This window comes from Pseudomonas cremoricolorata (genome assembly GCF_000759535.1).
Classification (GTDB): Bacteria; Pseudomonadota; Gammaproteobacteria; order Pseudomonadales; family Pseudomonadaceae; genus Aquipseudomonas; species Aquipseudomonas cremoricolorata_A.
Genome location: NZ_CP009455.1, coordinates 1,539,869 through 1,558,416, shown reverse-complemented (window position 1 = coordinate 1,558,416; position 18,548 = coordinate 1,539,869). Strand labels below are relative to the sequence as shown.

Genomic DNA, 18,548 nt, shown 5'->3' with positions numbered 1-18,548 from the left:
TCATGAGCATGAACCTCGTCACGCTTCTGTATCTGGTCGCTTCGATCTGCTTCATCCAGGCCCTCAAGGGCCTGTCGCACCCGACCACTTCACGCCGCGGCAACTTCTTCGGTATGCTGGGCATGGCCATCGCCATCCTCACCACTGTTGGTTTGATCTACAAGCTGGGCGCCGAACTGGCTACCGCAGGCATCGGATACGTCATCGTCGGCTTGCTGGTCGGCGGTAGCGCCGGCTCGATCATGGCCAAGCGCGTGGAAATGACCAAGATGCCGGAACTGGTCGCCTTCATGCACAGCATGATCGGCCTGGCCGCGGTCTTCATCGCCATCGCCGCGGTGTTGGAACCGCAGTCGATGGGCATCGTGTTGCATATCAGCGATCCGATCCCCACCGGTAACCGCCTGGAGTTGTTCCTCGGCGCGGCCATTGGCGCCATTACCTTCTCCGGCTCGGTGATCGCCTTCGGCAAGCTGTCGGGCAAGTACAAGTTCCGCCTGTTCCAGGGCGCACCAGTACAGTTCGCCGGACAGCACAAGCTCAACCTGATCCTGGGCCTTGCGACCATCGCCCTGGGCCTGATCTTCACCTTCACCGGCCACTACAGTGCCTTTACCCTGATGCTGGCCCTGGCCTTCATCATGGGCGTGCTGATCATCATCCCGATTGGCGGTGCCGACATGCCGGTGGTGGTGTCGATGCTCAACAGCTACTCGGGCTGGGCAGCGGCGGGCATCGGCTTCTCGCTGAACAACTCGATGCTGATCATCGCCGGCTCGCTGGTGGGTTCGAGCGGCGCGATTCTCTCGTACATCATGTGCAAGGCGATGAACCGCTCGTTCTTCAACGTCATCCTCGGCGGCTTCGGTGGCGCTGCCGATGCCGGGCCGGCGACGGGCTCCAGCGAGCAGCGTCCGGTCAAATCCGGCTCGGCCGACGACGCCACCTTCCTGCTCAGCAACGCCGACAGCGTGATCATCGTGCCCGGCTATGGCCTGGCGGTGGCCCGCGCGCAGCACGCCCTGAAGGAACTGACCGAGAAGCTGGTGCACAACGGTGTCACGGTCAAGTACGCCATTCACCCGGTCGCAGGGCGCATGCCGGGGCACATGAACGTGCTGCTCGCCGAGGCCGAGGTGCCTTACGACCAGGTGTTCGAGATGGACGACATCAACGCCGAATTCGGCCAGGCCGATGTGGTGCTGGTGCTGGGCGCCAACGATGTCGTCAACCCCTCGGCGAAGACCGACCCCAAATCGCCCATCGCCGGCATGCCGATTCTGGAGGCGTACAAAGCCAAGACCATCATCGTCAACAAGCGCTCGATGGCCAGCGGTTACGCCGGCCTGGACAACGAGCTGTTCTACCTGGACAAGACCATGATGGTGTTCGGCGATGCCAAGAAGGTGATCGAAGACATGGTCAAGGCGGTGGAATAGCCTTCTCTATATAGAAGCCGCATGATCGACGAAGCCCTGGCCCCTGCCGGGGCTTCGTCGATCATGGCCCCGATGAAAGGTGCGCGTGACCCCACGTTTCATAGACCTTGGTCGGGGGACGGCGCCGGGCGAAGGCACTAGACTGCGCATCTAGCTTGAGTAGCCCGAGATAACACTCCATGTACCGTGATCGTATTCGCTTGTCCTCCCTGCACAGCAAGGTAATGAGTGCAGCAGACGCCGCTGGCCTGATTGAAGACGGCATGACCGTCGGCATGAGCGGTTTCACCCGCGCCGGTGAAGCCAAGGCCGTTCCCCACGCGCTGGCCGAGCGCGCCCGCCAGACGCCGCTGAAGATCAGCCTGATGACCGGCGCCAGCCTGGGCAACGACCTCGACAAGCAGCTCACCGAAGCCGGTGTGCTGGCCCGTCGCATGCCGTTCCAGGTGGACAGCACGCTGCGCAAGGCCATCAACGACGGCAAGGTGATGTTCATCGACCAGCACCTGTCGGAAACCGTCGAGCAGTTGCGCAACAAGCAGCTGACTCTTCCGGACGTTGCGGTCATCGAAGCGGTGGCGATCACCGAGCAGGGCCATATCGTGCCGACCACTTCGGTGGGCAATTCGGCCAGCTTCGCGATTTTCGCCAAGCGCGTGATCGTCGAGATCAACCTGTCGCACAACCCAAACCTGGAAGGCTTGCACGACATCTACATTCCCACCTACCGGCCCACGCGTACGCCGATTCCGCTGGTGAAGGTCGACGACCGCATCGGTAGCACGGCGATTCCGATCGATCCTGCGAAGATCGTCGGCATCGTCATCAGCGAGCAGCCTGATTCACCGTCGACCGTACTGCCGCCAGACAGTGAAACCCAGGGCATCGCCGATCACCTCATCGCCTTCTTCAAGAAAGAAGTGCAGGCCGGACGCATGACCAACAAGCTCGGCCCGCTGCAGGCCGGCATTGGCAGCATCGCCAACGCGGTGATGTGCGGGCTGATCGACTCGCCATTCGAAGACCTGACCATGTACTCGGAAGTGTTGCAGGACTCGACCTTCGATCTGATCGACGCCGGCAAGCTGAGTTTCGCCTCGGGCAGTTCGATCACCTTGTCGAGCCGGCGCAACGCCGACGTCTTCGGCAACCTGGAGCGCTACAAGGACAAACTGGTACTGCGCCCCCAGGAAATCTCCAACCACCCCGAGGTGGTACGTCGCCTGGGGATCATCGGCATCAACACGGCGCTGGAATTCGACCTCTACGGCAACGTCAATTCCACCCATGTGTGCGGCACGCGCATGATGAACGGTATCGGCGGCTCGGGTGATTTCGCCCGCAACGCTCACCTGGCGGTGTTCGTGACCAAGTCGATTGCCAAGGGAGGCGCGATTTCCAGCGTGGTGCCGATGGTCAGCCACGTCGATCATACCGAGCACGATGTCGACATCCTGGTGACCGAACAAGGCCTTGCCGACTTGCGCGGCCTGGCACCGCGCGAACGTGCCCGCGCGATCATCGACAACTGTGTTCACCCAGACTACCGCGCCGCCCTCAACGACTACTTCACGCGCGCCTGCGAACGTGGCGGGCACACACCCCATATTCTGCGCGAGGCGCTGAGCTGGCACGAGAACCTCGAAGAAGGCGGCCGTATGCTGGCGGTCTGAGGATTTCTCAAACTGTAAAAGCCCGCGCTAGAGCCTTTGGCCACTGGCGCGGGCTTTTTTTGAGTTCATTCAAGCGCTGCGCACTTCAGATTTCCGTGCATATTGAAGGGAACTGTACAACTGTACTGGTTATCCACGCTTCTGAACTCGTCCAACGACTAAAAATCCTAGTAAATGCACCCAATCGGTGCAGACCGGTACAGCTGCGCCAATAAAGGGTGCAACAGCTACGATTCACAGTTCACTGAGCCACTGCAATACAGATGAACTGTATCTATTGTGATGGACACAACTGGAGGAAGATGGGCACCAGTTAAATCACTATCTAATGCCGCCATAAGCGGAAGGATGAATCTCATGGAACGTACACTCAGTTCCGATCTGGCTTTCGAAAACAACTCCGCCGCCCAGGCCTCGATGCCGCTGCGCGCACTGTCTACCCTGATGCTGTGGCAACGTCGCCTGTCCAGCCGTCGTCAGCTGGCGCGCCTCGACAGCCGCCTTCTCGCCGACGCTGGTATCAGCGAGTCGCAACGCTACGAAGAGCTGGGCAAGCCGTTCTGGCGCTAAGCCCGCTCTGCCGGCCCAGCCGGTAGTGAATTCTGAAAACCCGTCGCAGGGAACTGCGACGGGTTTTTTGTTTCCAACGCCCCGCCGTAGAGCGCCTTGGGCGGAAACCAATACAGTTTTTACTTTGCCAATCATCGACTGGTACAGTCAGTCACCTGCTTACATCCGGAAATAACCAAGTACAGTGCAAGGACGCAGAGGGTTTGATAGAAACCTTTGTCCTACGTAACGTACCGCGCACTGCGAGCGTCCGATAAGCAGATCACCACTTGACCCTCTTCAGGAGTTCTCACCATGTCACGTAAACCCCTGTTCGCTGCGGCTCTGTTGTTGAGCCTGGCAGGCACCGCCAGCGCCTCGAGCTTCATCGTCACCACAGACGCAGTGGTCGATGGTATCGCCGCCTCCACCAATGCCACTTCCGACGCCTCCTCGTCCCTGCGCGACAACAAGATCGTTCAGGCAGCCCGTGACGATGCTGCCAGCTTCGTCGGCAGCCAGGGCGAGATTCGCGGCGCGAAACTGGAAAGCGCCTTCAGCTACATTCGCCAGCAAGCACCGCAGTTGCAGGCCAGCGATACGCAACTGGCCCAGGCCATCCTCGCGCTCTGACCGGGTGACGTCGCGCTGGCCAAGGTCAGCGCACGAATCGCCCTTCGGGCCCTGACTCTGCTGAAACCTAGAAAGCCCATGCGTTATCTGCTCCCGCTGTCACTGCTGCTTGCCGCCACGGCTGCCCATGGCTTCGATACCAGCACCCAGGGTGTGGTCATCGGCAGCTACGGCACCACTCAACTGACCACCGCTCCGTTCGATCGCAAACTGATCATCGACGCCCGCGACGACGCGGCTGCGTTCGTCGCCAGCGGGGGTCGGATTCGCGGCGCACGGCTGCAGGCGGCGCTAATGGCACTGCGCCAGGCGCACCCTGCACAATCTGCCGATGACCTTGAACTGGCGCAGGCAATTCTCGTCCAATGATCCATCCCTGATTCCCCCGCTTCTTCTGGAGATGCTCCATGCGTAAACCGCTGATTGCCGCCACCCTGGGCCTGTTCCTGCTGGCCGACCTGGCCCAGGCACAAACGCTGGTGGCCACCAGCAACATCATCGTCCGCGCCTTTGGCCGCTCGATCGACTTCACCTCCGACACCACTACCTCGATCCGCGACTCGAAAGTGGTGCGCGAAGCCCATGACGATGCCGCAAGCTTCGTGGCCAGCGATGGCGACATTCGTGGCGCGCAGCTCGAAGCCGCCTTCACCACCCTGCGCGAGCGCCTGCCAGAAGCGCGTGGCGCCAGCGACCAAGTGCTGGCCGAAGCCATTCTGGCGCTGTGAAGACGGTGCGTGCCTGGCTTCTCGGTTGCGCACTGACGTTACTGGGCACGCCCGCATTGGCCGACTTGCGCCTCGAGCTGCAAGCCAATGACCTCGACCGTGCAGAGCGACACACGACACAAACGCTGCTCGACGAAGCGATGGGCAAACTGCCGCCGCGCTTCGTCGAACAGTTGGACCGTCGTGTCAAGGTCAGCTGGAGCGCCAGCATGCGCGCAGATGCTTATGGGCAGGCGTCGCTGGTCGATACCCTCGAACTCAATCGCCGCCTGCTGCCGAGGCTGGTCGATGGCAGCGCCGCCACCCAGCAGACCGGCCGCCCCCACGGCACGGTGCGTGAGGAACTGCTCGCCACCGTCCTGCATGAACTGACACATATCTACGACCGCGCCCGACTGTGGTCGGCCGCCGATCGACCGCTGCTCAACCGCTGCAAGCGGCAACTGGGCAGCCTGGGCAAGATCGGTCTGCCAGAAGCCTGTCGCGGCCAGACCGAGCGCCGCTTCACCCTCAGCGATGACCCACGCCTGCTCGACCTGGCCGGCTGGCAGCAGTACGTCGGCCGACGCGGTGAGCGTGAGCAGCACAACGGCCAAGGCGTGCGCAGCCCGGATGGCTACGAGCTGAGCAGCCCCAAGGAATTCGTCGCGGTGAACATGGAGTACTTTCTCCTCGACCCCAGCTACGGCTGCCGCCGGCCGGCGTTGAATCAGTACCTCAAGGATCATTTCGCCTGGGCGCCGCGCCAGGATGCCTGCGCCAAAGGCCTGCCGTTCATCAATGCCGGCAACGACTTTGCCCGCCAGCCGCTGGGCGAGATCGACCCCGAGCGGGTGTATGAGGTCGACTACCTGCTGGCTGAAGCCAACCAGAACTGGGTCAGCCGCTGGGGCCACAGCATGCTGCGCCTGGTGATCTGCGCCCCCGGCCGCCCGCGCGGCCCGGACTGCCGCCTGGACCTCGATCAGCACCTGGTGCTGTCGTACCGCGCCTTCGTCAATGATGTGCAGTTGTCGAGCTGGGATGGCCTGGTCGGCGCGTATCCGTCACGCCTGTTCGTGCTGCCGCTGGGCCAGGTGATCGACGAATACACCAAGACCGAACTGCGCAGCCTGGCCTCGATTCCGCTCAGGTTCAGCCGCAGCGAGGTGGAGAACCTGGTGCGCCAGGCCGCCGAGATGCACTGGAGCTACGACGGCAACTATTACTTCCTGTCCAACAACTGTGCGGTCGAATCGCTCAAGCTGCTGCGCAGCGGCACCGGCAATCCGCGCCTCAACGACCTCGACAGCATCATGCCCAATGGCCTGCTGGAAGTGCTCAAGGGCCGCGGCCTGGCCGACACCAGCGTGCTCGACGACCCACGCGAGGCACTGCGCCTGGGCTACCGCTTCGATTCCTACCGCGACCGTTTCCAGGCCATGTTCGAGGTGCTGCGCAAGCAGCTGCCGGTGCCCCAGAAGAACGTCGAGGACTGGCTGGCCCAGGATGCCGAACAACGCCGCGCCTGGTTCCCCAAAGCTGACCTGCGCACCAGTGCCGCGCTGCTGCTGTTGGAGCAGGCCAGCCTGCGCCGGCAGTTGCTGCTGGCTCAGGATGAGGTCAAGCAGCGCTACCTGAACGCCAGCGCATTGAAGGACGGCACGGTCGACAAAGCCAACGAAACCCTGCAACAGATGTTGGCCAACAGCGGGTTCCTCAGCCGCCCGGCGGAGCTGCTCGGCACCCAGGGTTATGGCATCCCGCAAGCCGATGAACGCCAATACCTGGAGCACACCGCTGGCGAGCGCCAGGCGCAACTGCTGCGCCTGAGTACCAACCTCGATCAGGAAGTGCGCGCCCTGCTCGACCCGAGCCGGGCCAAGGAAATCGCTGCCGTGGAGGCCAACACCCGGCAAATTGGCGAGCATTTGCGGGCCCTGCACAAGGCAGCAGGCGGTTTGCAGTTGCCGTGAGCGGCCTGCGACCGCCGCGAGCGCTAGCCGTGCGCGGCGGGCCGCAGTCGAAAGCTGGCTGAAAGCTTGCCCACTTAGGATGTCACCATTGCCGGCAGCAGACCGGCGCGCCAGCGACCCGACTCGATTCGGGCCTGGACCATCCAACAACAACAAATGGTGACTGCAATGCCTTTCCGTGCCCTTCTCGTTCTTCCGTTACTCCAGCCCGCTCCCGTCCAGCCGCTCAAGCGCTGACGCGACACGCCGCACCTTTTTTTCGCTGCGCCATGCCTGGAGTACTTCACCATGCTGACCTTCCTCGGCTTCGCCATGGTCATCACCTTCATGTACCTGATCATGACCAAGCGCCTGTCGGCGCTAATCGCGCTGATTCTGGTACCGATCGTCTTCGCCCTGTTCGGTGGCTTCGCCAGTGACATCGGGCCCATGATGCTACAAGGTATCAGCAAGCTCGCCCCCACCGGGGTGATGCTGATGTTCGCCATCCTCTACTTTGCCCTGATGATCGACTCAGGCCTGTTCGACCCGGCGGTGCGCAAGATCCTCGCGCTGGTCAAGGGCGATCCGCTCAAGGTCTCGGTCGGCACCGCCGTGCTGGCGCTGGTGGTGTCGCTCGATGGCGACGGCGCCACCACCTACATGATCTGCTGCGCGGCGATGCTGCCGCTGTACAGCCGCCTGGGCATGAGCCCGCGGATCATGGCCGGGCTGATCATCCTCGCCGGTGGCGTGATGAACATGACCCCTTGGGGCGGCCCTACCGCACGTGCCGCCAGCGCGCTGCACGTCGACCCCTCGGACATCTTCGTACCGATGATTCCAGCCATGGCCTTTGGCGTGCTGGCGATCCTGGCCATTGCCTATCTGTACGGCAAACGCGAGCGCGCACGCCTGGGCGAACTGCACCTGCCGACCGACGACATCGACCACAGCACCATCAGCGTGTCGCAGTTCCCCGAGGCGCGCCGGCCGAAGCTGCTGTGGTTCAACGGCGCCCTGACCGCCGCACTGATGGTGACGCTGATCATGGGCCTGCTGCCGCTGCCGGTGCTGTTCATGATCGCCTTCAGCATTGCCATGATCGTCAACTATCCCTGCCTGCAGCAGCAGAAAGACCGCATCGCCGCCCACGCCGGCAGCGTGCTGGCGGTCACCGGGCTGATCTTCGCGGCGGGCATCTTCACCGGCATTCTGTCCGGTACCGGCATGGTAGAGGCCATGTCGAAAAGCCTGCTGGCCGTGATTCCGCCGAGCATGGGCCCCTACCTTGCGGTGATCACCGCGGTGGTGAGCATGCCGTTCACCTTCTTCATGTCCAACGACGCCTTCTACTACGGCGTGCTGCCGGTGCTGGCCGAAGCCGCCAGCCACTACGGGATTTCCCCGGTGGAAATGGCCCGTGCCTCAATCGTTGGCCAGCCGGTGCACCTGCTCAGCCCGCTGGTGCCCTCGACCTACCTGCTGGTGGCATTGGCGGGCATCGAATTCGGTGACCACCAACGCTTTACCCTCAAGTGGGCCGTGCTGGTGTGCCTGTGCATTCTTCTGGCGGCGCTGCTGCTGGGCGTCTTCCCCCTCTTCGGCAGTCTGTAACAGCCCGCCTGCACCCGGGCCTGCAACGCAGGCCCACGTTGCCCTGCGCAAATGTTTCAAATAGGTTTCAGCCGTGCCAAGCTGGCGGACGTCGCATCGAACAACTACAGCTTGAGTGAGACCTGTCACAACCGTCCGTACAGGATCAGGCTCACCGCAGCATCCATTGGCCCGCTCAGGGCGTCGGCTTCAAGGGGCTCTGATCATGTTGACCCTGCTCAATCTGCTCTCGGCAGTCACCTTGCTGGTGTGGGGCACGCACATCGTGCGCACCGGCATCCTGCGGGTGTACGGCTCAAACCTGCGTCGGGTGATTGCGCAGAACATGGACAAACGGCCGCTGGCGTTCATTGCCGGTATCGTCGTCACCGCCATGGTGCAGAGCAGCAACGCCACCGCTATGCTGGTCACCTCGTTCGTCGGTCAGGGGCTGATGGCGATGACCCCGGCCCTGGCGATCATGCTTGGCGCCGATGTCGGTACCGCGCTGATGGCCCGGGTGCTGACCTTCGACCTGTCGTGGCTATCACCGCTGCTGATCTTCCTTGGGGTGATCTTCTTCCTCTCGCGCAAGCAGACCCGCGTCGGCCAGATGGGCCGGGTGGCAATCGGCCTGGGGCTGATCATTCTCGCCCTGGAGCTGATCGTGCAGGCCGCAGCGCCGATCACCCAGGCCCAAGGAGTGAAGGTGCTGTTCGCCTCGCTGACCGGCGACATCCTGCTCGATGCGCTGGTCGGCGCATTGTTCGCGATGATTTCCTACTCCAGCCTGGCCGCGGTGCTGCTGACCGCAACCCTGGCAGGCTCTGACCTGATCAGCCTGCCGGTGGCGATTGGCCTGGTGGTCGGCGCCAACATCGGCAGCGGTCTGCTGGCGTTCATCAGCACCAGCATGCAGAACGCCGCCGGACGCCGCGTGGCCCTGGGCAGCCTGCTGTACAAGCTGATCGGCCTGCTGCTGATCATTCCGCTGCTGCACCCGCTGGTTGACTGGCTCGACACCCTGAGCTTCAGCCCACAGGAACTGGTGATCGGCTTTCACTTGCTCTACAACACCTTGCGTTGCCTGCTGATGCTGCCGACGGTGAAGCTCATGGGCCGCGTCTGCAATGCACTGCTGCCTGAACGCGACAGCGGCGAGGCGCAGATGCGGCCGCGCCACCTCGACCCATCGGCGCTGGAGACTCCCAGCCTGGCGCTGGCCAACGCCGCCCGCGAAACCCTGCGCCTGGGCGATATCGTCGACAGCCTGCTGACCACCATGCTCGGCGCCCTGCGCGGCACCCAGCCGGCCATGGCGCAGCAGGTGCGGACCCTGGGCGAGGACGCCGATGCCCTGTACAGCGCGATCAAACTGTACTTGGCGCAGATGACCCGTGAAGACCTCAGCGAGCACGACAACCGGCGCTGGGCCGAGATCATCGAGCTGGCGATCAACCTCAAGCTGTCCAGCGACCTGATCGAACGCATGCTGCGCAAGGTCCAGCAACAGAAGACCGCGCAACGCCGCGAGTTTTCCGAGGTAGGTCTGGGTGAGCTGACGGGCCTGCAAGAGCAATTGCTGGCCAACCTGCGCCTGGGCCTGTCGGTGTTTCTTAGTGCCGACCCGGAAAGCGCCCGCCTGCTGCTGCGGGAAAAACGCCGTTTCCGCGCCCAGGAACGGCGCCTGGCCCACGCCCATGTCAGCCGTTTGCAACGCAAGGTGGTGCAAAGTATCGAGACCAGTTCGCTGCACCTGGAGCTGATCGCTGACATGAAGCGTTTGAACTCTTTGTTCTGCAGCAGTGCCTATGTGGTACTAGGCGGTTCGGACACTGGCGGTCTGCTGCTCGACAGTGTCCCCGATGAACCCCGTCAGCCCTGAATCCGCTCACCTTGGAGACTGACCACCCGCCCATGCGTTGCCTGATGCTGATCTGCCTGCTGCTGTTCACCCTGCCGTCGCTCGCTCTGGACCGCTCACGGGTCGAAGGCTACCTGTTGCCCAACGGCCTGCAGGTGATTCTCAAGCCAGGCTATGAGAGCGATCACGTCTCTATTCGGCTGGTGATCGGCGTCGGCCTCGACGATTTCCCCTGCGATCAGCGCGAGCTGCCGCACCTGCTCGAACACTTGCTGTTCAGCGGCCTAGATGAAAGCGGTGAAGGCGGCCTGGAAATGCGCCTGCAAAGCCTGGGCGGCGAATGGAATGCGTTCACCAGCAACGCCGATACCACCTTTGTCATCGAGGCGCCGGCGCGCAACCAGCGCAAGGTACTCGACCTGCTGCTGGCGCTGGTGCGCGATACGCAGATCGACGCCAAGGCCCTGGCCAACGCGAAGAAAATCATCGAGCGCGAGGACGGCGGGCACTATGGCCCCGTGCAGCGTTGGCTGGATCGCCAGGACATCGGCCACCGCGCCAGCGATCAGCTCGCCGAGGAGCTGGGCCTCAAGTGCGCCGAGCGCGCCGATGTCGACGACATGACCCTCGATCAGGTCAAACAGGTACGCGAGCACTGGTACGCGGCCAACAACATGACCCTGATCGTCGTCGGTGGCCTCGACAAACTGCTGCCGGCCTACCTGGAACGCAGCTATGGCGAGCTGCCGCCCAGCGAGCCGGGCGAACGCCGTGACCTGGAAACCATCACCCATCAGGCCGAACAGCGCCGCACCCTGACCCGTGGCTGGCTGGGCGACAGCGCCAAGCTGCACTGGCTGTTCATCGAGCCGGTGCTCGATGTCGACCATGACCAGACCCTCGACCTGCTGTCGCGCTACCTCGACTGGGCGCTGTATGAACAGCTGCGCCTGCGCCATGGCCTGTCGTACGGGCCCTCGGTGCAACGCGAAAGCTTCGGCGACAGCGGCATGCTCAGCCTCAATGCCGATCTGGAGCGCGACGATGTCGATGCGGCAGTCTCGGTGCTCGAGGAACTGTTCGACACCCTGCGCAAGAATGGCCTCGATGCGCAGACCTTCGCTCGCATCAAGGACGCCGCCATCGCCCGCGAGAGCTGGAGCAGCCAAGGCAACAGCGCACTGGCCGATTACTACTGGGGCGGGCTGAACAGTTACAGCGACGGTCGCTACCAAGACCCTGTCAGCAAGCTGCGCAAGGTCAAACTGGAGGAAGCCAACGCGGCCCTGCGCGAACTGCTCAAGACACCTGGCTATCTGCGCATCGAGCAGCCGCTGATGGCCTACGACGAGCTGTACGGGCTGGTCGGCCTGCTGCTGGCCTCGATCCTGGCCATCGGCCTGTTGCGCCGCCGTCGCCAGCCGCCGCCACCTCGGCCCAGCGGTGCTACACGGCACCGCTGATTCGGCGCTATCCTTGCGCCAGCGCCGCCTGTGCGGCTGGCGCTGGCCCCTTTTTCCTGCCGTGTAGCTGACCCATGCCGCCTATTCCTCATCTCGTCCAGCGTGTTATCGAGCTGCTCAAACGTTATCCCGGGGTCATCGCCCTTGGCGGCTTCCTCTCGGGTATCGGCAGCTTCATTCTGGTCGACCGCCAGGCGAGCCTGGCCAGCTGGATCGCCATCCTGCTGCTGGTCAGCTGGATCTGGCTGATGCTGGAGAACACCCTCACCGGCTTGTTCACCCGCACTTTCAAGCGCGAAATCCCCCAGCCCTTGCTGCGCTATGCCACGCAAATGATCCACCAGGAGAGCCTGTTCTTCGTTCTACCGTTCTTCTTCATCACCACCACCTGGAACAGCGGCCAGCTAGTGTTCACCGGCCTGCTCGCCGCTGCCGGGCTGGTGTCGATCGTCGACCCGCTGTACTACCGCTGGCTGGCGCCACGCCGCTGGCTGTTCATGGCCCTGCACACGCTGACGCTGTTCGCAGCACTGCTCACCGCCCTGCCGATCATCCTCCACCTGACCACCGCGCAGAGCTTCAAGCTGGCGCTGATTGCGGCCATGGTGCTGTCGTTCCCAAGCCTTGCCAGCAGCTTCCCGATCAACACTTGGCGACGTGGCGTTGCCCTGGTGCTGCTGACCTTGGCCGTAGGCGGTTGCGGCTGGTTGCTGCGTTCCTGGGTGCCGCCAGCGACCCTGTGGATGACCGAAGTCGCGGTGAGCACCCAGGTCAACAACCGCCAGCCGGGCGACTCGCTGGAAGAAATCACTGCCAGTCAGATTCGCAGCAGCGGGCTGTATGCTTACACCTCGATCAACGCACCGCGCGGGCTCAACGAGCGCATCTACCACGTCTGGCAAAAGGACGGCCAAGAAGTCGACCGCATCGCCCTCGACATCAAGGGCGGACGCAAAGAGGGCTACCGTGCCTGGACGCACAAGCAGAACTTCCCGCCCAACCCGGTCGGCCGCTGGCAGGTACGGGTGCTGACCGAGGATGGTCAGGTGATTGGCGTGCTGCGCTTCAAGGTGATCGACGACGCCGCGAAACCGGCCAGTTAAGGGCTGGGCCGGGCATTGCGCGCCGGCCCCTGGGTTCAGCTCAGGCGAAGAACCAGTAGCAGACGAAGATGGCCGCCACTACCCCGGAGAACTCAGCGAGCAGCGCGCAGCCCACGGCGTGGCGGACCCGCTGGATGCCCACCGCGCCGAAGTACACCGCCAGCACGTAGAAGGTGGTTTCGGTGCTGCCCTGGATGGTCGCCGCAACCAGCGCCGGGAAGCTGTCGACACCCTGGGCCTGCATGGTCTCGATCAGCATGGCCCGCGCTGCGCTGCCTGAAAACGGCTTGACCAGCGCGGTCGGCAGACCGTCGACGAAACGCGTGTCCAGCCCCAGCCAGCTCACCGCGTGGCGAATGCCATCGAGCGCCAGCTCCAACGCCCCCGAGGCGCGCAGCACACCCACCGCGACCAGCATCGCCACCAGGTAGGGCAGCAGGTTCTTGGCCACGTCGAAGCCTTCCTTGGCGCCTTCGACGAACGCTTCGTAGACCTTGACCCGCTTCAAGGCGCCAATCAGCAGGAACAGCACGATCACGCCGAATAGCGTCAGGTTGCCGAGTAGCGACGACAGGCTGGCCAGGGCGGCGGCGGACAGCGTGCCGAGGAAGGCCATGAAGCCGCCCAGCAGCAGCGCGCCCGGAATCATGTAGGCCAGCACCACCGGGTCCCATAGACGCAGACGCTGCATCACCGCCACCGACAGCAAGCCCACCAGGGTCGAGACGCTGGTGGCCAGCAGAATCGGCAGGAACACCAATGTCGGATCGGTGGCGCCTTGCTGGGCGCGGTACATGAAGATGGTCACCGGCAGCAGGGTCAGTGACGAGGCATTGAGCACCAGGAACAGAATTTGCGCGTTGCTGGCTGTGGTGCTGCTGGGGTTGAGTTCCTGCAAGGCGCGCATGGCCTTCAGGCCGATGGGCGTGGCGGCGTTGTCCAGGCCCAGGCCGTTGGCGGCGAAGTTCATGGTGATCAGGCCCAGTGCCGGGTGACCTTTGGGCACCTCGGGCATAAGCCGGGCGAACAGCGGGCCGAGCACCTTGGCCAGCCATTCGACGATGCCGGCCTGCTCGGCGATCTTGAGAAAGCCCAGCCACAGGGTGAGGGTGCCGAACAGCAGGATCACCACATCGACCGACAGCTTGGCCATGGCGAAGATGCTCTCGACCATGGCCGCGAAGATGCCAGCATTGCCACCGACCAGCCACTGCGCCAGCGCCGAGATGCTGCCTACCAGGAAAAAGCCAAGCCACAGGCCGTTGAGCATCCGCGTCGTCCCCCGAAAAATGCCCGCATCATAACCCAGCCCACCCACAAAAAGCCCCGACCAAGGCCGGGGCTCTGAGTGCAACGTGTCGGTCGGCGCCTTACTGCTTGACCGCCTGCGCGCTGACTGCAGCGGCTTTCTTGCCGGTCATGTGCGGCAGCGAGTTGTAGTAGGCCTCGCCCTTGGCCGAGTCGTACATGCCTTCCCAACGGGCGATCACCAGCGCCGCCAGGGCGTTGCCGACCACGTTCAGCGCGGTACGGGCCATGTCCATGATGCGGTCGACACCGGCGATGAAGGCCAGGCCTTCCAGCGGAATGCCTACGCTGCCCAGGGTCGCCAACAGGACCACGAAGGATACGCCCGGCACGCCGGCGATGCCTTTGGAGGTGACCATCAGGGTCAGCACCAGCAGCAGCTGCTGGCTCCAGGTCAGGTCGATGCCGTACAGCTGGGCGATGAACAGCGCCGCGATGCTCTGGTACAGGGTCGAGCCATCAAGGTTGAACGAGTAGCCGGTCGGTACCACGAAACTGCAGATGGATTTCGGCGCGCCGTAGGCTTCCATCTTCTCGATCACACGCGGCAGCACGGTTTCCGAGCTGGAGGTGGAGTAGGCGAGGATCAGCTCGTCTTTCATGATGCGCATGATCTTGATCACCGAGAAGCCGAACACTCGCGCCACCAGGCCCAGCACCATGAAGGCGAAGAAGGCGATGGCGAAGTACACCAGCAGCACCAGTTTGGCCAGCGGCAGCAGCGAGGCGAAGCCGAAGTTGGCGACGGTCACGGCGATCAGGGCGAATACGCCGATCGGGGCGTAGTTCATGATCATGTGGGTGACCTTGAACATGGTTTCCGAAACGCCTTGGAAGGTGCGTACCAGCGGCTCGCGCAGGTCGCTGGGCAGGCTCGAAAGGCCCATGCCGAACATCACCGAGAAGAAGATGATCGGCAGCATTTCACCGCGCATCAGCGCTGCGAAGATGTTCGAGGGGATCAGGTTGAGCAGGGTCTGGATGAATGCATGCTCATGTTGCACTTCAGCCGCCGTGGCCTGGTACTTGGAGATGTCCACGGTACCCAGGGTGCTCATGTCGATGCCAGCGCCCGGATGGAACACGTTGGCCAGCACCAGGCCGACGACGATGGCAATGGTGGTCACCACCTCGAAGTAGATGATGGTCTTCAGGCCGATGCTGCCGAGCTTCTTGGCATCGCCCACACCGGCAATGCCGACGATCAGCGAAGAGATCACGATAGGCACGACGATCATCTTGATCAGACGAATGAAGATGTCACCGGCGGGTTGGAGGATATTACTGATCCACCATGCCTTTTCTGCACTGAAATGATTCAGCAGCGCGCCGATAGCAACGCCCAGGACCAGACCGATGACGATCTGCCAGGCGAGGCTCAGTTTTGCCTTCTTCATGTCGTTACCCTTTGTTGTAGTGGACATGGATCGCCGGCCGGAAATACACGTGCCAGAGCCATCTGGCTGGGTCACGAGTGAAGTGTTGCTTCCGTTAGGCGGGCTCCATGAAAGGTCACCGCAGGCACGCCAAATGACGCCGGTGCCCGCGAAAAGGCCGCAACTATTGCCATGGGAGAGGGGCCAGTCTAATGCCGGAAACGGCTACCCTATGCCGAAACGGCATAACTAAACGACGACAAAATGGCCATTTCGAAAGGTATTTTTTTTGTTGTTCGGATATCCGAACACCCAGGAAAAGCCACTATTCGGCCCATGGCCCCAGGATGGCGGAAAGCGCACAGCCCGCTGTTCGACAATCCGAATGGGCAGAAAAGGCGTATGGGGCAGGTGCGAACGGAGAGAAAAATTCGATGTGTGGCGAGGGGAAAATGTGCCTTCTCAGACATTTCCTACGTTACCAGGCGGGAGTATCGGTGCCTCGGAGGTCAGGCCTGCTCCACGGCTTGGACCTGAACCTTCCGATGCTACCTTTCCTGACCCGGCCCATTACGGAGGTACTCCCTGTACCCCTAGGCCACTCCGACTCAGTAACCGTCAGAACAGCCCGACCCCCTGGTCATGTGCCTCATCTTATCGATGCGGCGCATCATGGAAGTGGCAACGGTAACCGGGTTGCACTTCCAAATGATTACAGTGCGCTGTTCCTGGTCAGTACCAGTTCGGATCGCGCTTGAGCTGCTCTTGAAGCAGCGCTTTCATGCCGTCGTCCGGGTCACCGATCCAGCGATACTGGGCGTGACGGGTGGGCGACTTGTCCTTGGGCAGACCTTCGGGCACTTCGACGAGCATCCCGTAGGCATCTTCCTTGTCCCAGCTGAATGCCACGACCAGACGTTTGTAGGTGCAAGTCGTCTCGGTTTCGCACAAAGCCCCGACCAAGTACTTGTCCCCGTCTTCAGTAGCTGCAGACATCTGTTGTTGCGCCCTGCCCGAGAGGTTGATGACCCAATCCGGCAGGCGTTCTTGACCCTTTATGGCGTCCTGCCAAGTTTCGCGGTACTCCGCGTCCGTGCCCAGCAACGTATTCAAATACACCTGGCCGTCATTGGCGGCCAGGACGGCTGAACTGCTGCCGAGCATCACGGCAGCAGCCAGCACGTTCCTGAGCAGGGTGTTCATGGACGGCCACGGCCTCGACCGAAGAAGAACGAAGCAACGAACAGGACTAGGAAGACGATGAACAGGATCTTGGCGATACCCGTTGCAGCGCCGGCGATACCACCAAAGCCCAGTACGGCGGCGACGATGGCAATGATCAGAAAGGTAATTGCCCAACTCAGCATGGTGATTCTCCTATTTCCTATTGAATCAGTACGGCCGGTTCTCAGAAGACCCAGCGTTCCTGGGGTACGACGTTATCGATTGTGGCCGGCGAAGCGTTGGCCACAGGTGCTTGCGGAAGGGTTTCGGCGGCTTTCACCAAAGAAGTTGAACGAGTGGCCTGAATCTTTGCCAAAAGAGCCGTCTGGGCAGCGACTTGGTCGGCCAGGCGAGCGGTCTGCACGCTGTGGTAGAACTGCCCGGCGACGATGGTCAGCACCAGTGCCACACCAATGAAGAGGAGCTGGCGCAGAGGCAGGGTGCTTACGGTCTGCATGCTGTTGACGGTCTGGCGGTTCATGCCGGCTCCTCCTACTGGACTACTGAATTCGTTATCTGATCCTGATCAAGTAGTTGCAGCCTGCATGCCAGCTTTGCACGGTTATATTTTTCCTTATAAATCAATAACTTAGCTATTTATCACCTAGGCACCACAGGCGTATCCTGCACGATGCACGACCTGGGGCCGTGCAATTTGCAATGAGCGGCTCGTGACTCGACGGTGCTTCAGCCCTCGACCTTGGTCGCTACCTTGAGCATGTCGGCATCCACCCCGCGCACGCCGACGATCTGCCGGGCAATCTCGACCGCCACGGTTTTCAGCTCGCTGCTCACCACATCGCCAGACAACCTGACCATGCCTTCGGCACTGACCACGCGGATGGTGCCGCCATCGAGGTTGCGGCTGAAGCGGTAGCTGTTTTCGATCTTGTCGACGATCCAACTGTCGCTCGGTTGCGGCCCGGTGGGTGCCTCCACTGGTTTGTTGCGGGCTTCGGCCATGGCCGCGCTATCCAGACTCACCAGGTTATTGGCCAAGTGCACGCCTTCGGTGGTGCGTGCGACCACACCCGCCAAGTCCTTGGCCTCGGCGCTGTCGACGCGTCCGCGCAAGGTGACCACGCCATCGCGGCTCTCTACCTCGATAGATGATTTTTCGGTGACTCGGCTCCAGGCCAGGCGAGCACGCACCATGGCTGCCAGCGTGGCGTCATCCAGACGCTGGGCATAGGAGCGTGCTTCCAGAGGCTGCTCGACCAGTTCGGCGTTGACCTTAAGCTGGTTATCCACTTTGTCGATGCCGGCCGTGGCCAGCGCCACACGCTCGGCCAAGTCGCGCTCGACCTGGTTCTCGACTTCGCCACTCAGGCGCGCCTGGGTGCCGTCGACGGTCACATTGATCTTGAACGGGTTGAGTACTCGGTTGAGCGACAGTGCGGTTTGCACGCCTCCCTCCATGCGGGCGTTTTGCACAGGGTCGGCCAGTGCCGCGGCGCTGGTCATCACACTCAATGCCAGAACGGCAAGGGAGGGCAGGGTTTTCATGAAATGTTCTCCTGTGTGAGCAAAGCCTCTGGTAGTCGCAACTGGCGTGCCAGTGCTCCGACCGGCGAGAAATTTTCAGACTTTCAACGGGTTAGCCAAGCTGCAGGCAACCGGCTAGCATTGCAAAGTCCGCAGGTACACAGAAAAGACCA

The 18,548-nt window shown here is 62.4% G+C and carries 17 protein-coding genes; 11 read left to right on the top strand and 6 right to left on the bottom strand.

All coding sequences use genetic code 11. The features are described from left to right. Window positions 1-2 precede the first annotated feature (2 nt). The 11 genes from LK03_RS06660 to LK03_RS06610 all read left to right on the top strand — a co-directional run bounded on the left by LK03_RS06660 (window position 3) and on the right by LK03_RS06610 (window position 12,982). On the top strand, window positions 3-1,439 hold the full coding sequence (locus tag LK03_RS06660) for an NAD(P)(+) transhydrogenase (Re/Si-specific) subunit beta (RefSeq protein ID WP_038411611.1): 1,437 nt from the start codon (window positions 3-5) through the stop codon (window positions 1,437-1,439). A 179-nt stretch (window positions 1,440-1,618) separates the two neighbouring features. Then, on the top strand, window positions 1,619-3,112 hold the full coding sequence (locus LK03_RS06655; protein WP_038411610.1) for an acetyl-CoA hydrolase/transferase family protein: 1,494 nt from the start codon (window positions 1,619-1,621) through the stop codon (window positions 3,110-3,112). Window positions 3,113-3,529: 417 nt separating this feature from the next. Then, entirely contained in the window at window positions 3,530-3,682 is a 153-nt protein-coding gene (locus LK03_RS06650) for a DUF1127 domain-containing protein (protein WP_425414201.1), read from the top strand. Window positions 3,683-3,976: 294 nt separating this feature from the next. Further along, complete coding sequence (locus LK03_RS06645; RefSeq protein WP_028695780.1) at window positions 3,977-4,294, top strand: DUF2388 domain-containing protein; 318 nt, start codon at window positions 3,977-3,979, stop codon at window positions 4,292-4,294. A gap of 78 nt (window positions 4,295-4,372) precedes the next feature. Then, entirely contained in the window at window positions 4,373-4,663 is a 291-nt protein-coding gene (locus LK03_RS06640) for a DUF2388 domain-containing protein (protein WP_038411609.1), read from the top strand. Window positions 4,664-4,701: 38 nt separating this feature from the next. Then, a complete protein-coding gene (locus tag LK03_RS06635; protein WP_028695782.1) occupies window positions 4,702-5,022 on the top strand; it encodes a DUF2388 domain-containing protein in 321 nt (106 codons plus the stop codon). After that, window positions 5,019-6,977 carry a DUF4105 domain-containing protein gene (locus LK03_RS06630; RefSeq protein WP_038411607.1) on the top strand — a complete coding sequence of 653 codons (1,959 nt, stop codon included), beginning with the start codon at window positions 5,019-5,021 and terminating at the stop codon, window positions 6,975-6,977. Before LK03_RS06635 ends, LK03_RS06630 begins: the two co-directional genes overlap by 4 nt. Before the next feature lie 288 nt (window positions 6,978-7,265). Continuing rightward, a complete protein-coding gene (locus LK03_RS06625; protein WP_038411606.1) occupies window positions 7,266-8,573 on the top strand; it encodes a CitMHS family transporter in 1,308 nt (435 codons plus the stop codon). 205 nt (window positions 8,574-8,778) lie between these two features. Further along, window positions 8,779-10,437, top strand: coding sequence for a Na/Pi cotransporter family protein (locus tag LK03_RS06620; protein ID WP_038411605.1), 1,659 nt, complete (start codon window positions 8,779-8,781; stop codon window positions 10,435-10,437). Between the two features lie 32 nt (window positions 10,438-10,469). Further along, the gene (locus tag LK03_RS06615) at window positions 10,470-11,879 is read left to right on the top strand and encodes a M16 family metallopeptidase (protein ID WP_038411604.1); all 1,410 of its coding nucleotides are present in this window, start codon (window positions 10,470-10,472) and stop codon (window positions 11,877-11,879) included. A gap of 74 nt (window positions 11,880-11,953) precedes the next feature. Further along, window positions 11,954-12,982, top strand: a complete 1,029-nt coding sequence (locus LK03_RS06610; protein WP_038411603.1) for a DUF5924 family protein — start codon at window positions 11,954-11,956, stop codon at window positions 12,980-12,982. Window positions 12,983-13,022: 40 nt separating this feature from the next. On the opposite strand, the gene LK03_RS06605 is transcribed toward LK03_RS06610, so the two are convergent. From LK03_RS06605 to LK03_RS06580, 6 genes are all read right to left on the bottom strand, one after another. After that, the gene (locus LK03_RS06605; protein WP_038411602.1) at window positions 13,023-14,252 is read right to left on the bottom strand and encodes a nucleoside recognition domain-containing protein; all 1,230 of its coding nucleotides are present in this window, start codon (window positions 14,250-14,252) and stop codon (window positions 13,023-13,025) included. A gap of 100 nt (window positions 14,253-14,352) precedes the next feature. Next, on the bottom strand, window positions 14,353-15,687 hold the full coding sequence (gltP, locus tag LK03_RS06600) for a glutamate/aspartate:proton symporter GltP (RefSeq protein ID WP_038411601.1): 1,335 nt from the start codon (window positions 15,685-15,687) through the stop codon (window positions 14,353-14,355). Window positions 15,688-16,398: 711 nt separating this feature from the next. After that, window positions 16,399-16,869, bottom strand: a complete 471-nt coding sequence (locus LK03_RS06595) for an inhibitor of vertebrate lysozyme family protein (protein ID WP_038411600.1) — start codon at window positions 16,867-16,869, stop codon at window positions 16,399-16,401. Beyond that, window positions 16,866-17,033 carry a DUF1328 domain-containing protein gene (locus LK03_RS21865; protein WP_028695791.1) on the bottom strand — a complete coding sequence of 56 codons (168 nt, stop codon included), beginning with the start codon at window positions 17,031-17,033 and terminating at the stop codon, window positions 16,866-16,868. The genes LK03_RS06595 and LK03_RS21865 overlap by 4 nt, the downstream gene beginning before the upstream one ends. Before the next feature lie 41 nt (window positions 17,034-17,074). Then, complete coding sequence (locus tag LK03_RS06585) at window positions 17,075-17,371, bottom strand: hypothetical protein (RefSeq protein ID WP_038411599.1); 297 nt, start codon at window positions 17,369-17,371, stop codon at window positions 17,075-17,077. Between the two features lie 206 nt (window positions 17,372-17,577). Then, window positions 17,578-18,396 (bottom strand): BON domain-containing protein, encoded by an 819-nt coding sequence (locus LK03_RS06580; RefSeq protein ID WP_038411598.1) that lies wholly within the window; start codon window positions 18,394-18,396, stop codon window positions 17,578-17,580. Window positions 18,397-18,548: the final 152 nt, after the last annotated feature.